Origin of the sequence: Enterococcus sp. AZ084, assembly GCF_051714905.1 — a bacterium.
Classification (GTDB): Bacteria; Bacillota; Bacilli; order Lactobacillales; family Enterococcaceae; genus Enterococcus_B; species Enterococcus_B pernyi.
The window spans coordinates 1,964,528-1,981,404 of record NZ_JBIOSS010000001.1; the positions used below are offsets into that span (position 1 = coordinate 1,964,528).

Genomic DNA, 16,877 nt, shown 5'->3' on the forward strand with positions numbered 1-16,877 from the left:
TGTGTGTGTTCAATTTATCTTCGCAGCAAGGTGTAAATTTAACTTGCCTGTTACTTTATTATTTTGTGTGGTATCACCAAAATATTTTCCTGTAAAACCAAGCGACATTCGGGAATCTGACGGCACTGATTCCGCCCATTGGGTACCAGCAAAAGTACTTGCTTGTCCAACTAACGGCTTGTCAGATGGTGCCGCACCGATTCGTTGTAAATATAAAAACATCGATTCGCTCGTCGTCTCTTGTTCTGATGAATCTAAAAAGACAATATCTGAAGTACTTGCTAATTCCACATCGTTTTTGGTATGGAAGGAAACTGTCAGTTCTGTCGTTGTCGAATGATTGACCACCTGGTAATCATCACTAGTCACTTGATCGTCTAAGACATCAAAAGCCATCCGAACCGGTAACGTTACATGGATCGCTGGATCACTTTCCACCACAAAAGGAACGGTATATTCCCATGTGGCTGTTTCGCCATTAACCAATGACTCGCTGACAACGATCTTGCCAATCGTCGCTCCTTCTTTTGATGTATCAGGATATTGAGTAAAACCTTCAATTTTCAAGGTTGGATATTGACTGACATCTAAATATCGCCCAACTTGACGATCCATATCTTCACGAGACATTCCTAACACTGTTTTTTGTTCCCTTGGATTTAAACGATCGATGTTTATTCGTTCAAACCCCTTCGCAGTGATTTGATAATGACTTCGATTATCCGATATCCTTGGCTGCACCGCATTATCTTGGAAGTTGTCCAGTCTGCCATTAGCTTCTGCATGGAAAATTTCCACGATATCGCCTTTCGCAACTGATAGTCTTCGATTTGTTCCGAAACCATTCAATGTATCTAACCTTTGATTGCCATTTACAGAAAAATCGAAATCTGGTGTTTGTGCATTCATTGGACCACTAGAAACAGTTGCTTGGTTATAGTGCCTGATTTGATAGTACATATCATCTCCAAAATAGGAATGAACCGAAGTTCCAGCTAATGCACTATTATAGGTCGCAACAATTTGTGTCTGATCACTGTTCAAGCTTAAAGTTGCTGCTCGTAGGTCTGTTCCTTGAAAACTAATGCCTCTTACATTTAGCGAATGACCAAACTGATAAGTGACAGGAACATCGATTGTAGCTAATACTGTGCCATTTTTTGAAACCTCTACACGTGCAGCTTGACCATTTAGTGAATCAGGGAAACTTACAAAACGTGCATCATAATCCTCTGTTTCAGTTTGATCTTTGAAGACTGTGACAAAGTCTTTTGCCTGATAATCCGTTTCTCCATATCCATAGTTCAAAACTTGGTTCTTTGGCTGGATATCTGTATAATTTCCGATACCAGTAAAACCAATGACGCCTTGTTCATTGATGACCCCGATTGAAAAGCGTTCGGCATTATTCCGATTGATCTGGAATGTACCTGATGTGATCTCTCCTGCCAAGTCCGCTTGATATGGATTGAATAAGCGAACAGGTTGTCCTGCAAGATCTAAAGTTACTGTTACTTGGTTGGTTGAGACAGCTGTATCTACTTCTGGTTGGATCGAGTGGAAGAACTCGGCTGTTTGTGCCCCATTCGTCTGCCACCTCAAGTACGGATAAGTTCGATTGGCATTGCTCCCCAAAGCAAAACCTGTGAACCACTTTTCACCAAACCCAAGTTCAGTTATCGTTCTATCGATCAATCCTGTAGTACTACGTGCTTCACCCACACCATTTGTCGTTGTTTTTCTTGTCGTGCTTGAATCAAAATAAACATTGCTTGCTGTGATTCCTGTGGTAGTATTCGAAATTGGTTCTCCAGCAGTAAATCCTGCGACGAATAAATTCGTAAGTTGAGCGGTAGCAGTCGAATCGATTGTTCCGATCACTCCATGCCCATTTGTTGAGCCAACACTATAATTATCCGTCAATGTTAAGCGACCATTTCCTTCAATCCTGCCAATGAAACCACCAGTGCCAGTTGCAACATTTCCAAGGATATAGCCACTGTGATAACTCTCATTGATGGTGACATTCCCTAACATGACACCTATGAATCCACCAATAGAACTATTTCCACTTCGGAGATCACTCGAATTGATACTTCGCTCAATCTGCACTTGACCATTTTCTGTCACATAGCCAATCAACCCTCCACGGTAGCTAGCAGTTGAAGAATTCACTGTCGAGCGAGTTTCACTCTGTGTATCGGTGATCGTTACTGTACCAGATACTTCACCGACCAGCCCGCCTAGATTCAAGGTATAATTATTACCACCAGTAAAATTCACTTTTGAACTAGAGTGACTCATGTTAAGCACGCCCGTCGTGCGACCGACGAGACCCCCTAATAGACCGTTCGAAGTATTCGAGTGAAGATTACTTGATACTTGGCTATTCGTAATCGTTAGTTGTCCATTGTTGGTTCCAACAAAAGCTCCGCTTCCATTTGACTGGTTTGAAACAATGCTACTGTTACTATCCATCTGGATATTCTCAAGTTCAACCATATTTCCTGTACCAATTTGAGCAATCACCCCTGCTGTATAGTTGGTATATGACTGTCCTCTAGTATTCGTCACCCTCAAGTTTTCAAATGTTAGATTCTCAATTCGTAAAGAAGCATTCCCGACTGAGCGAATAAAGGCTAAGTCTATTTCTCCACTAGTCAATGTCAAATTCTTGATGACCGCATGATTACCGATCAATTTCGCTCCGTATACTTGTCTGCCAGAAAAGGTACCTGCATTTGCCATATCGATTGCTATCCCATCTTCTGGTTCAATCGAATAGTTTTCATCGTCTTGATCAAAAGGTGCTTGACGATTCAAAAAGCGACTTAGATCTTCTGCTGTACGAATGACCGTTTGCACATAATTTGCTGTCACTGTTGCATCTTCTGTCCCCATCGTGAAAGTAGCTGTTCGATTTTTTTGATCAACATTTGTCACGGTACTTCCTGTGCCCGTCACGCTAAATCCAACAAAACGATACCCTGTATTTGCTTCAGCCGCCTGAATCGTTGTTGTTTCCCCTTCGATAAAATTCGTTTGGTCAGCGTTTGGATCAGCTGCACTCCCTGCCAAGGGATCACGGGCCAGTGTCAAACTCATTCGCCGTGCGGTAAAGCCAACAACTCCTTGCTGATTGATGACCCCAATTGATACGTTTGCGACATTGCCGCGATTGAAAACAAAGCTTCCTTCTGTGGCTTCAGTGGCTAACCCCGAGCTGTATGGATTAAATAATCGCAATGGCTCATTTTTCAAATCCAACGTTACCGTTACTTGGTTGCCCGTCACTTGACGATCGACCATTGGATCGATGCTATCAAAAAACATAGATGGTTGCGTATTTTGGGTCTGCCAACTCAGGTATGGATAGGTTTTATTCGTACGTTGAGCCACTGAAAAGTCGGTTCGCCAACGACTCCCGAAACCTAGTGCAGTGGTTGTTGATTCAATCAACTCTAGCGTAGTTTTCGCTTCACCTACTCCAGTCGTAGTAGATTTGTTCGTTGTACTGGAATCATAATACACATGGGTCGCAGTGATCCCCATCGTATCTGAGGTAATGGGTTGCCCCCCAGTAAAACCTGCAACAAATAGTTGGCTGAGTGTCACTCGATCCGTTAATTGATTGATCCCGATCACACCATTGCCATTGGATGAGCCAATGCTATAACTATCCACGATACCAAGGGCGCCACTGCCTTCGGTCATACCAATGAACGCAGCAGTTCCTAGACTTGTACTTCCTTGGACATGTCCATTGTGATAGCTTTCCTCGATGTTAGCAGTTCCTGACATCCTTCCGATAAATCCGCCCACATAACTGTTATTTCCTCGCATATCACCGGCATTGATACTTCGTTGGATCGTGACCTCCCCTGAGAAGGTCACTCGACCAATCATTCCACCTCGATATGTTCCGCTCAATGAATTGATTGCTGTTTGGCTTTCACTTACAGAATCAGTGATTGTTACTTCACTACTGGTTTCACCCACTAGTCCACCGATATTTAATGTATATGAACCACCACCAGTAAAAGTAACTCGAGAAAGACTACTCTCAATGATCAATGGACCGTCATTTTTACCAACAAGTCCACCCATTAGTCCATTAGCTGTGTTGGAGTGTAACGTTCCTGAAACCTCACTGTTTTTGATCGATGCTGAACCTTGGTTGTTCCCGATCAATCCGGCACTCCCATAGGGTTGACTAGCAGCAATTTGACTGTTTTCATCGATCATGATATTTTCAAGCTCAACTGACTTACCGCTTACTACTTGACCGATGATTCCAGCCACGTTAGATTGCGTCCTCGTATCATTGACGAGTAGTCCTTCTAACTTCAAGTTCTCGATTCGTGAAAGGTTGCCACCGTTTAACGTTTGGATCAATCCAAGAGAAACACCGGAAGCTACTAATGAAAGATTTTTGATGATCGTGCCATTTCCGATCAGATGACCAGAAAATTGACTACGTCCTGAAAAATCACCTTCTCCTGACATGTCGATCGTTTGATTTGTTTCTGGTTCGATCGTGTAAGTCTGGTCGTTTGCATCATAAGGAGACTCACTTCGTAAAAACTTTCCAAGATCATCGGCATTACGGATAATCGTTGAGGCGTATTCTGCTGTGATGACCGTGTTTTCAGTTCCAATCGTGACTGTCGCTGTTCGTGCGGTCAAATCGATGTTTGAAACTGAACTACCCGCACCGGTCACACTAAACCCAACAAAGCGATAGCCTTCGTTAGGTGCAGCTGCTTTGATTTGTGTCGTTTCACCTTCAAGAAAATCATTTTTTTCAATCTCTGGATCATGATCACTACCAGCGATTGGATTACGAGCGCTCGTCGCCGTCATTCGTCGGGCAGTAAAGCCAACGACGCCTTGCTGATTGATGACACCAATCGACACTCTTGCAATAGATCCACGATTGAAAGTGAAGGTTCCTGCTGTCGCTTCACCAGCTAAGCCAGAACTATATGGATTGAATAGTTTCAATGGCTCGTTTTGTAGATCTAACGTTACCGACACTTGATTACCTGTTACTTGACGATCGACCATTGGATCGATGCTGTCAAAAAACATCACCGGTTGCGTGTCTTGGGTCTGCCAACTCAGGTAAGGATAGGTTTTATTCGTTCGCTGAGCCACTGAAAAATCGGTCCGCCAACGATTCCCAAAACCTAACATATCGGTTGTCGATTCGATCATCTCCAAGGTTGTTTTTGCTTCACCTACACCTGACGTAGTTGTTTTATTCGTGGTACTTGAATCATAATAAACGTTCGTCACATTGATCCCTGACGTACTTGAAGTGATGGGTTGCCCCCCAGTAAAACCTGCGACAAAGAGTTGATTCAACGTAACATTACTTGCTAGTTGATTGACACCGATCACCCCATTACCATTGGAAGAGCCAATGCTATAACTATCCATGATGTCAAGAGCACCACTGCCTTCAGTCAAGCCGACAAAGCCTGCGGTTCCAAGGCTCGTACTTCCTTGGACATGCCCGCTGTGGTAACTTTCTTCAATTCTCGCAGTTCCAGACATTTGGCCGATAAACCCACCGACATAACTATTATTTCCACGCATATCACTGACGTTAGCACTTCGTTGGATCGTCGCATTTCCCGGAGAAATCACTCGACCAATAAATCCACCTCGATATGTTCCGCTCAATGAATTGATGGCTGCATGGCTCTCACTCCTTGAATCAGTGATCGTGACTGATCCACTGGTTACGCCTACTAGACCTCCTATACTTAGTGTATAAGATCCCCCTGAGGTAAATTCCACTTGTGAGAGACTCGTTTCAATGGTCAATTGACCTTCATTTTGTCCAACGATCCCCCCCATCAAACCATTGGCAGTGTTGGAATGCACAGTACCAGCGATGTCACTGTTTTTGATTGTTACTGACCCCTGATTGTTCCCGATCAGTCCCGCACTTCCATTCGGTTGATTCGCTGCGATTTGACTACTTTCATCAATCGTGATATTTTCAAGCGCAACTGACGTACCAGTAGCAACTTGACCGATGATTCCAGCTGAGTTAGACAATGTTCGTGTATTATTGAGTACCAAGCCAGCTAAGGTTAGATTTTCGATTCTAGAATCGTTGCCGCCGTTGAGTGTTTGGATCAATCCAAGAGAAGCATTTGACGCCACCAATGAAAGATTTTTGATGATCGTCCCATTTCCGATCAGGTTACCTGAAAATTGACTACGCCCTGAAAAGTTCCCTTGTCCAGACATATCGATTGTCTGATTGGCTTCTGGTTCGATCGTGTACGTCTGTTCATTGGAATCATAAGGAAATTCGCTTCTTAAAAATTTTCCAAGATCCTCTGCATTGCGGATGACCGTCGAAGCATACTCTGCTGTGACTGTCGCATTTTCAGTTCCCATAGTAAAGGTGGCTGTGCGATTGGTTAAATCAACATTTGTGATCGTACTGTTACCTGTCACATTGAATCCCGCTAAACGATAGCCAGGTGAAGGTGCCCCTGCGGTGACCGTCGTCGTTGCACCTACCACCAGAGTAGTCGTTGGTGCAGTTGGATTGCTTGCACTTCCGGCTTGTGGCGAACGTGCCAGAGTCAAGGTTCGATTACTCAACTCATAACGTGCGGTAACGGTCGCATTTTGTGATCCCATGGTAAACGTACCTGTGCGATTGGCTGTATTCACATTCGTGATCGAACTTCCTGTACCACTCACATCAAATCCTGCAAATTGATATCCCGTCGCTGGAGCCGCAGCGGTCACTGTCGTTGTTGCCCCTTGTGCCAGTGTAGTCATAGGCGCCGATGGATTTGCACTCGCTCCTTGCGATGGATTTCTAGCAAATGCTAATGTATGAGAGGGTAGTTCTGTGAAACTGCCACGGATTCCTTGAGAGGCAAATGCGACATAATTAGGATAGTACCCATAAAACCAACTAGATGGGATTTCAAAAAATGTATTGAATATCCAGCTGGTATCAATTGTCATTGTGTTGGTACGTTGACTCGTAATCGTGGCATCCTTCGTTCGTTCAATGGTAATGATGAATTCTTGAAAATCTGCTAATGTTCCTTCATTCGTATTGGATGGTGATAAAACAGCATTCTTTATTTGATAAGGTGTTCGCTCACGAATGGTTGCTGTAAAATCCCCTTGACTATGTTGCAAGACAATACTGCCAAATTGATAAGCGTTCCTGAGTGGCATGGAAGGAAAAGTCGGTATGCTTCCTCCTGCCATTAAATAATCACTACCATTACGAAATATAAACTGCCTTGGTAACGAAACTGTCCCTTCAATTCGACTTCCTGTTCGATTTCCTAGTTGACTACTGCCGGTCCATACTACTCTTGCCCGACTGTCGTTTGAAAAGAAATTACTGAATGTTGTTGGAAACTGTGTGCGAGTCCCACTCGCATTCCCTTTCAAAAAACGAGTTAGCCAAAAATGATCAAGATTAGTTATCTCCTGTAACGCTCTTGGTTCTCTATCCAGTAAAGGCTCATCGCCTACTACTTCTGGTACTACCGGTTCGCTCTCGTCCTCAGTCGGCTCCTCACCTTCTACCAATGTTTCTTCTATTGTTTCCTGTGATTCACCAACGTCTTCTACCTGTTCTTCTACGCTTGACTCGTTGATCGTCTCAGCGATAACACTGATAGTATTTCCTAATGACGAGAAAAGCAGCAAGATAATTACAATAATATGTAAACTTTGTTTCTTATAAAAATGAGTCATTTCCTCCTCCTACTCTACACGTATTACTTGACGTGACGTAATCTGCTGATTTTTTGGCAGAAAGTTATACTCAATGTATGGAATGTACTGATTTATAGTGATTCATTTTCTACTTAGTATCTTCTATTGCACGATTGATTCCCTAAACAACTGTTCTTTGTAATAGAACATGCCTACTTTTTTAGATATCGCTAGTTATATGTTCGACTAATTGAATAGCTGGCCCCCTTTCTTAACCCAGATGAAACTATGATATTAAATAACGATGTAACAAAACTATTATTTTTTCATCTTTTGATTATAATAACACTAATCTATTCTTTGTTTATTTTTATTTTTTTTCGAACAAAAAAAAATAAAGCACTGCCTTATTTCTATAAGTTCTGTAATTATAGTAATAGTCATTGGTTTCAATACATACACCCATAGTCAAAAACTATTTTTTTATTATTTAGAAAAAAATATCACACTATGCGCCTAAGAAATTTTTGTATACTTTTTATTGAAAAAACAAAATATCTTCACTTATAAAAAATAACAAAATTATTTAAAAAACAATTATTCGATAAAAAACACGGCAATCCCAACTATTTGTCCTTAATTTAAAACAGATTATTTTTAAATTATAATGATTTTTTATTTCAAACGTTTGTTTTTTTTGTATACTTATAATATGCACATCTTTCCCTGAGCCTATCTAACTATGTGTTTTAACTTTACAGAGAGACTATATTTCTTACATATTTATAGAAAAATAAAGATTGGAAGCCAGAATAATGGAAAATTTACCCATCACCTTACAACTTGATAATCAGTTTAAACGACAATATCAAATTTTAAATTTAGTACATAAAAATAAAACCAACCAGTTAACGCTCAATGATCTTTCTCTTAACTTAGAGAAGTCAAAACCAACACTAAAAAAAGACATCGAGGAAATCAACCATGCGCTGAACGAGCAGTGCGTTTCACTAAAGATTGATCACAAGGGACTACTATCGTTTCACTACAAAAAGGTAATGACAATCGATTCGATGATCACCTTATTAGCTAAAAGGACCATCACCTACCAGATCATGGATCTATTGCTTCATCATGTAACTTACTCAACCGATGAATTAGCTGATGCCTTGATGGTCTCTAGAAGTACAATTTTTAAAACGATCCGTCATATGAATAATATCTTGAAGGAATTCAGTGTAACGATCACCACTGGACCATTGACTTTATCAGGTAGAGAAGAAGATATTCGTTTTTGTTTTTTTGCCTTTTACTCAAGTTTTGGCGATAGTACGATCATTGATTCAGATAGTGAAATCGATGCACAGTATTTAGTCAACGAAGGCCATAAAAGAGATCATGCCTTTTTACATTTTAGCCATTTTCGTGCCGCTTTATGGCTGTCGATTGCAAAAGCACGGTGGAAGTGTAAAAAACTTTGCAACTTAAATCGAAGTATCAAAGTGTTGATCAAAAGCAGCAAAGGCTTCTCTTCACTTGAGCCATTATTACAGGATTACTATCTTTCACGCTCGAATGAAACGCTCTCATTAAATGAAACGATGTGGTTATACTTGGTCTCACTTCATTGTATTTCCTACACACGTCAAAGCAATTTGGACGATGGTCGCTCCTATGCATTTTATCGAGAAGAAAGCCCTGGTGTCATCGAAGCGATCCAACGTTTTCTAGCGACTGTTTTCCCGGAACACATGATCAAAGACGGGACACTAGAAAAAATGGAAGCTTACTTGGTCAATGCGCGTTTACTTTCTAAAATGAGCCATACTTATGAATTACATTCACCCACGATGGTGACGCAAATGAAGGCACGTTATTCTGAGCTCTACCAAGTATGGCTTGAAAAACTGACGATTCTAAAAAATAACCCATTATTTGGTTTTGTTCATATCGATTATCTTGCAGCTGCGTTGACAACGTTTCATGCTTCGCTGTTGATGAAGCAGTCGTATCGCCCTTTACGCATTTTGTTTACGATCCAAGGACCGCCATCTTTAGATGATTATATCCTGAATGAGATCGAGACACTTTTTATGCAACGGTCAACGGTCGAATTTCAAATTGAACATGCTGTCACAAAAGAATCGATCGAAACCTACCAAGCTGATCTCGTAGTTTGTAATTACGATCTTCATTTGATTGATGAACAGGTTTGTCGCATCCATCGAATCTCCAATGTGCCGACGATAGCGGATTGGCGTCTTTTAATGGAGACGATCACTTATTTGTCTTTGCCTGCTTATTCACAAACTAACTAAAGGAAAAACACTCCCTATCCTTTAGCCGTGATCTCAAAAAGAGGTCGAAACAGACGTGTTTAACCTCGAGAAATAAGGCGCCACCCACGAAATTTGTTCTCCAAGTTTTCGTGGGTGGCGCCTTATTTTGCGAAGAGTTTCCTTCTATTCTTGCCGTTCATTCGGTTTTAAGTGGTACAAGAGGACGAATATCACACTCTCTTTTGATTGTCTCAGCCCTCTAATGGAACATCGAAATTTAAAAATATTTTTTCTTTTTTCTTTTCTGCCTCTATCAATGCCTGACGATACTCAGAAATTGGATACATGGGAGCGGTAGTTAGTAGGTTCAATTGTCCCTCTTCAACCAAACGGAATAGTTGTTGAAATTGTTTCTGCCATTCTTCATTGGAAACCGAATCCGCCCAATGCCTTAGATGATAGACTTTGGCTTGGATCGGCAATGTTTGGATGAGCGACCAATCAACTTGTTGACCAGAGAGTAACCCGATCGCAACGAACTTCCCATACGGTTGAATCGCTCGCGCCATAGTTTCACCGCTTTTCCCACCTACTTGATCAATCGCCGCCCTTACGCCTTTCCCCTTTGTATGTGCTAAAATTTGCGGCAACGTTGTTTCTTCATCCCAAAGAACGACCAAATCTGCTCCTAGTTCAGTTAACTCTTCTTTATATTTTTCGTGGCGAACGATTGCAATGACTTTAAATGATAAAATTTTACTCAATTGGATAAAAATTCTACTAATGGAAGAATTTCCTGCATTGAGCAAAATATGATCTCCTTTATTGAGGTTCAATTCTTTTGTACAGATCAACCATGCGGTTACAGGATTGATGTACATCTGGGCAGCTGTTAATAGATCGACCGAAGAGGGAACAATTACTAATTCACTCTTGGGTACTGTGTGATAGGTTTGCCAAGTTCCTTCCCCTCGTAGGGGTAAAACGTACTGTCCTATCATTTGTTTATCCTGAGGATCAGTGACTTGGATCACTTTCCCGACACCTTCATACCCAGCAATTTGTGGCAAGTTGATGCGATGTGCATAGGCGCCGTGGATTGGAATCAAATCAGAAGGATTGATTGGAGCCACTAACATTTTGACCAAGACTTCTCCTTGTCTTAAAGTGAGTGGTTGCTCTTCTAGTTGCACAACCTCTTGTGGCAAACCAAATGCTCGGTAAATCAGACAGTGATTTTTCATTTTTTTCTCCTTTGATGATCGTTGGATTCTTTTCACAAGTGTAACATTTACCTGAAATAAAAAGAAGACTGTGCGCACCTTAGAAACGAATAAACGGCGGAAACAGAAGTACGATCTTCAAAAAAAGACGACGACCACAAAAATTTTAAGAAGCAATTTTCATGGTTGTCGCCTGATTTCTTGAGCTTAAACACTTCTGTTTCCATCTCTTGTGATATCCGTAAGATAATGAACCGGTACAGATCAATTAGTAATGACGTATCAGTTGACTGCTACGACTGTTACTTTGACAGTTTTTGCCCCAAAACCATACTGATTCGCCATCAGTACCACTTCATATTCGCCAGGAATAGGCAAAACATTGTTCTCTTTGATGACTGCACCTTTCACGACTTTGCCATCACTATAAACAGTTCGTGCATTTGTCGCTTTGATAATGGAGGCGTCATCTATTTCATCGGCCGTAATAACAGCATCTTCTGCTAAAAACGTATAGCCTTCTGTAAGATTTTCAGAACGAACGATCACTTCAACTGTTTTTTCAATATCGCCTTTATCGATACCGATCGTTACTTCATAGTAACCGACTTCGTCTTTGACTGTCGATGCTTTGATCACTGGTCGTGCGTCGACTGGTCGACCAGATAAATCTGTCACAGTGGCCCCGACTGCCGCTAAGATTGATTGGTCATCCGTCTGTCCGACAGTCACAGCAGCATCTGCTGCATTTAAAATGTACTCTTGTTGTGGAACTTGCTCCCCAACTACTGTGATTTTCACTGTTTTTTCCACACGTTCATCTTGTTCGATACCAATCGTCACTTCATATTCTCCTGGAGTATCTTTTACTGTGCTATGCTTGATGATCGGTACGACTTGTTTTCCTAATGTTTGATTGAACACATACGCATTGGTTGCTAACAAAAGGGAGTAATCATCTGTCTGTCCGACCTTGACTTCTGCATCTTCTGCAATCACGAAATAATCAAAGTTAGGGATTTCAGTTTCTTCTCCTTCAACAGTCACATTCACTGTTTTTTCAATCGTAGAGTCTTGACTGATTCCTAGCGTGACTTTGTAGACACCTGCTTTATCTTCTATCGTTGAGTTTTTAACGATAACAGCGATCATATTTCCATAGCTATCATAGGCCTGCGCATTGGTTACTTCAATGATTGAACGAGCATCTGTTCGACCAACTGTTGTGAAGCCATCATTGGCATAAAGTTCATAGGATAATTCAGGTTCAGTTGTCTCTTCACCAATGACTGTCACTTGGATCTTCTGTTCGATTGAAAGGTCTTTATCCACTGCAATCGTTGCTTCATAGACACCTGCTTTATTTTCAACGGTTGAGGATTTGATGATTGGTTTTGCTTCGTACGTCAAATACCCATCTTGATCCTTCACTTCAGCGCCACTAGCCCAGAGAATTGTCGCCTCATCGGTTTGCCCAACTTGTAAAGTGATATTCTTTTCCAAGACATTCAAATGATACTTAGGCTGGTCCTCTGGATTTTGTACCGTAATTTTCACTTTTTTTTCAATAGAATCATCTTGGATTACACCAAATGTCACGTCATACTCTCCCGGAGTATTTTGGACTGTTGACTGTTTGACAACGACTTGTCCCACTTTTCCTGTCGTTGCATCGATTGCATATGCCCCACTTGCCGCTATCAATGATTGTTCATCTGTTTGTCCAATAGAAACTATCGTATCTTCAGCAAGTAATTGATAATTGGGCTGACCTACTGTGTCCTCGTTTGCCTGCATCACGGTGACAGTGATTGTTTTTTCAATAGTCATATCTTGATCGACAGCGATTGTCGCTAGATAAATACCTGGAAAGTCTTGGACAGTGGATGACTTGATGACGGCTTTTGCGTCCACTGCTTCGCCACGCTGATTCGTGATCTCGACATTAGCAGCTGAGAGGATTGATGCCTCATCCGTTTGACCGACCATGACTGTCGCATCCTGGGCACTGAATACGTAGCTTTCTTTGTCTGAGACAGTGACTTTGATCGTTCGTTCCACACGAGGATCTTCCTTGATCCCTAAGGTCATTTCATACTCACCTAATTGATTTTCAACGTTTGAGCTTTTTACGATCACATCAAATAACTCGCCCTTTTCATTACGTGCATAGGCACCGGCAACTTTTAGAATGTAATCAGTAGCGGTTTGTCCTACTAGTACAGTCACGTCTTCTGCTAAAATCGTATATTTTGTTTCTTGTTTCTCATTTAAAACTGTTACTTTTACTGTTTTTTCCACACTGGCATCTTCTTTTAAGCCAACGGTCAGCTGATATTCCCCTGGCTTTGCTTCAACGGTTGTTGCTTTGACATAAGGCGTGAAACCACTTAGAGGTTCACCTTCTTCATCAACGACTTTCGCATCTGCAGCCACTAAGAGTGACTTAGAATCAATTTTTTCAGGCAAGACAGTTGCATCATAAGCGACTAACTCATACTTTTGATCTAAACGATTGATTTGTTCTTGGTCGGAAGTAATCGATCCTAGTAAAGACTGATTGAGTTGACTCGTCTGTAAAGAATCATTCTCCTTGCTCTTTTCTACTGACTGAATTGCTGCTGACACATGGGAAACTGGCACCATCATTGTCGACACAGTGAGACCGAGCAACATCAACTGACACATTGTTTTCCTTTTTTTCATAATGTAGATCATCCTCCTAAGGAAATTTTACCCACCAATTATCTATGGATAGATTCTTCACCCATTCATAGCCCCCTTTTATTGGCAGTTTTTTGTAAAGAAATAACAATCCACATCCTTTACACCAAGAATAATAACACCATTTATCAGCATTATCGTGCTTATTATTTCCTATTATAGAAATAAATTCACACCAATATCTTAGAAATATTCGCCATTGATTACTGCTATTAAAAGAACACTCAATTATTAGAAATCTCCCAGTATCATAATTTTTTCGGAAATAAAAAAAAGGAACATCAAAATATACCAGCTAAAATTTGATGGCTGCGCCATCATGGAACAGCCATTTGATGATATACTTGATTTGTGAAACCCTTACCAAATACTCACAATAAGCAATTGAAGGAGTCATGCTTTTATGGATGCAGCTTATCGATTAAAAATGAAAATAGATCAAAATGAACCGATTGAAGATCCCATGATCTATCTTGAGCAATCACAGATCGTCAAAAAATATGAACAACAAGAGAATCTATCCGCTTTAGGAAAAATTTTTGCTTTGGTTGGTTTAGCCGAAATCCCCTATGCCAGTCAATTACCAGTTACCCAGTCATTGATACAGTATGTAGAAAAAACGATTGCGACGTCAGACGGTTTTTCTTATACCGGAAAAGCAGAAGATATCGTTCCTTGCTACAATGCAATGTTACTGGAAGCCTATGTTCGTCTCGGTTTAGGGCAAAAACTTTCTGCACAGCGAGCACTCATGTGGATCAAAAATTATCAGCTCTTTGAACGGAATCAAACAACCTCATGGACAGGACGTGGTATTTGTCAACATGGCGGTTGCTTAAGAAAAACCCCTTGTTACATCGGCATTGGAAAAACTGTTCGTGCGTTGATCACTTATCAAAAAATGGTGGATCAAACTGACCCGCAAGTAAAAAAAATGATTGCTGATGGTGTGATGTATATGGAAAAGCATCAATGGTTCAAACGCTTATCGAATGGACAGCCCATTTCTGCACATATTACAGAAAATATGTTTCCACAAGGCTACGTTTTATCCTTGACCGATCTTATCTACATCGCTTCTCATACTCCAGATCTTGATCAAGAGACATTACGCCCATTGATCGAGTTATTGAAAATGAAGCAAACCAAAACAGAAGGTTGGAAAAATGAATATATCTATCGCTATAATGGTTACCAACCATTCAGTATGCGTCGCCAAGACTGTCCTTGGATCACTGAAATGATTTTACATTTCATCCGTACAAACTCGTTAAAATCATTTTAAAAAAATGGTCGATATATAACAAAGGAACCTAATTCCATTTTTTAAAATGTTATTAAAAAACGAACGTTCTACATGAACATATTTTCACAATTCTCTGCAAATCAAGCGTTTATATATAAAAACCACTTATTTTTATTTTAAAATCAAAAAAAATATTTTGTTATGATACTATTAATAGTTTTAAAAATAACACAAAAATGGTATTATTTGATTATGAAGATAATAGAGGAGTGAAGGATGTTGGTCCAATTAAGCAAGTTTTTATTTTGGTTTCCTTTAAGTATTGCCGTGCTAGCATTTTTTTATTTCTTTAAATTAACTAAGCGCACTTTTCTGGTGTTCCTAGCTGCATGTCCAGTGATTTATTTTATCACTAAAATCATGGCGTATTACTTTTATGATTCTCTGAGGGTGTTTGTATATTACGAAATCGGCCTTCTAATATCTGTGATTTTTTTCATCAGTGTGCTTTATTATTTCTATAAAAAACGCTAACTGACAGAAAGAGATTGTGATCCCTATGCTAAGACTCGTGTTAACATAAGGATCACAACCCCTTTTGGTTACTCTTCTTTTTTCTTCTTACGTATGAATAGAAAATAAATGATCAATAGAAGGATGATCCCAAGTAAGATACCCACAACTACATAGACCCAAGTCGGGATTGACTGCTGATTCACTTTAGAGATTGCTACCTTATTCACTTCTTTCGCATCACTCTCACTGATTGTAAAGTCGCGATCGAATACCCACTCGTTGTCTTTGGCATCTGAGATTGTCAAATGTAAGGAATAATCTCCCGCTTCCAGTCGTTCATTGTCCCAATCGATTGCAAATCGATACGTGGACAAGGGTGCCATTTGCATCTCTTTATCATAGGATACTTCTTTTATGACTTCCCCTGTGGCATCTTTCACCTCAGCTGCATATTTCAAATGACCGATCGCATCCATCGTTGGATTCTTCAAAGTTGCTACCACACTTGTTTTCCCAAATGAAATGGCTGGTTCGACGCCTTCCAATTCCACCTTTCTTTGCACTTCATTCGTATTATTCGTTAATTTCAATCCTAAGACATAGCCATAATTGTTAACGATTTGGCCCTCTTGTTCCGCTTGACCTACTTTCATGACATGGATGGCTGCCAAGATTTGTCCATCAAATTCTTTTTCCGGCATTGTGAGGTCAACGCTAACTTCTTGTGACTTCCCACCAGCTAAAATGATGCTTTCTGGGACTTTCGCAATGTTGTCGATTTGAAATTCCTCCGGTATATCTGGTTCATCAGTTGGTTGCGTGTAATCAATAAACCCTTGGTCATTCGTATAGGCTTGGTTTACTGCAACCTGATAAGTTGACTCTTCATTCGATGTATTTTCTATCAGGAACTTGATCGTTTGTTTTTGACCAGGTTCTAGTTGTAAATCAAAATAAGTTAATTTTTTATCGGATTGATTTTCTGGAATAATTGCTTTGATATGAAAGCCCACTTCACTCTCAGTCTCTGCCTCGGTGACTAAAGGGAAGCAAAAAGCAAACATGAAACAAATGGCTAAAATTATTTTCCGCATCACTACACCTCATTTATCGATTCATTTGGTTTTTCCCAGAGATTTGATCATGAACAAAAACTTATAGAAAGAATTGAAGCAA

The 16,877-nt window shown here is 40.4% G+C and carries 6 protein-coding genes; 2 read left to right on the forward strand and 4 right to left on the reverse strand.

All coding sequences use genetic code 11. The features are described 5' to 3' along the window. Positions 1-9 precede the first annotated feature (9 nt). Complete coding sequence (locus IGI79_RS08985; protein ID WP_195475812.1) at positions 10-7,752, reverse strand: InlB B-repeat-containing protein; 7,743 nt, start codon at positions 7,750-7,752, stop codon at positions 10-12. A 776-nt stretch (positions 7,753-8,528) separates the two neighbouring features. Here IGI79_RS08985 and IGI79_RS08990 point away from each other — a divergent pair. After that, on the forward strand, positions 8,529-10,031 hold the full coding sequence (locus tag IGI79_RS08990) for a helix-turn-helix domain-containing protein (protein ID WP_195475810.1): 1,503 nt from the start codon (positions 8,529-8,531) through the stop codon (positions 10,029-10,031). Between the two features lie 212 nt (positions 10,032-10,243). On the opposite strand, the gene IGI79_RS08995 is transcribed toward IGI79_RS08990, so the two are convergent. Both IGI79_RS08995 and IGI79_RS09000 read right to left on the reverse strand, forming a co-directional pair. Next, on the reverse strand, positions 10,244-11,236 hold the full coding sequence (locus IGI79_RS08995; protein WP_104776344.1) for a zinc-dependent alcohol dehydrogenase family protein: 993 nt from the start codon (positions 11,234-11,236) through the stop codon (positions 10,244-10,246). A gap of 261 nt (positions 11,237-11,497) precedes the next feature. Then, on the reverse strand, positions 11,498-13,921 hold the full coding sequence (locus tag IGI79_RS09000) for a hypothetical protein (protein ID WP_438845881.1): 2,424 nt from the start codon (positions 13,919-13,921) through the stop codon (positions 11,498-11,500). 421 nt (positions 13,922-14,342) lie between these two features. Between IGI79_RS09000 and IGI79_RS09005 the strand changes: the two genes are divergently transcribed. Next, positions 14,343-15,224, forward strand: a complete 882-nt coding sequence (locus IGI79_RS09005) for a hypothetical protein (protein WP_108146192.1) — start codon at positions 14,343-14,345, stop codon at positions 15,222-15,224. Between the two features lie 563 nt (positions 15,225-15,787). Here IGI79_RS09005 and IGI79_RS09010 read toward each other — a convergent pair. Beyond that, a complete protein-coding gene (locus tag IGI79_RS09010; protein WP_258183259.1) occupies positions 15,788-16,795 on the reverse strand; it encodes a DUF916 and DUF3324 domain-containing protein in 1,008 nt (335 codons plus the stop codon). Positions 16,796-16,877 lie beyond the last annotated feature (82 nt).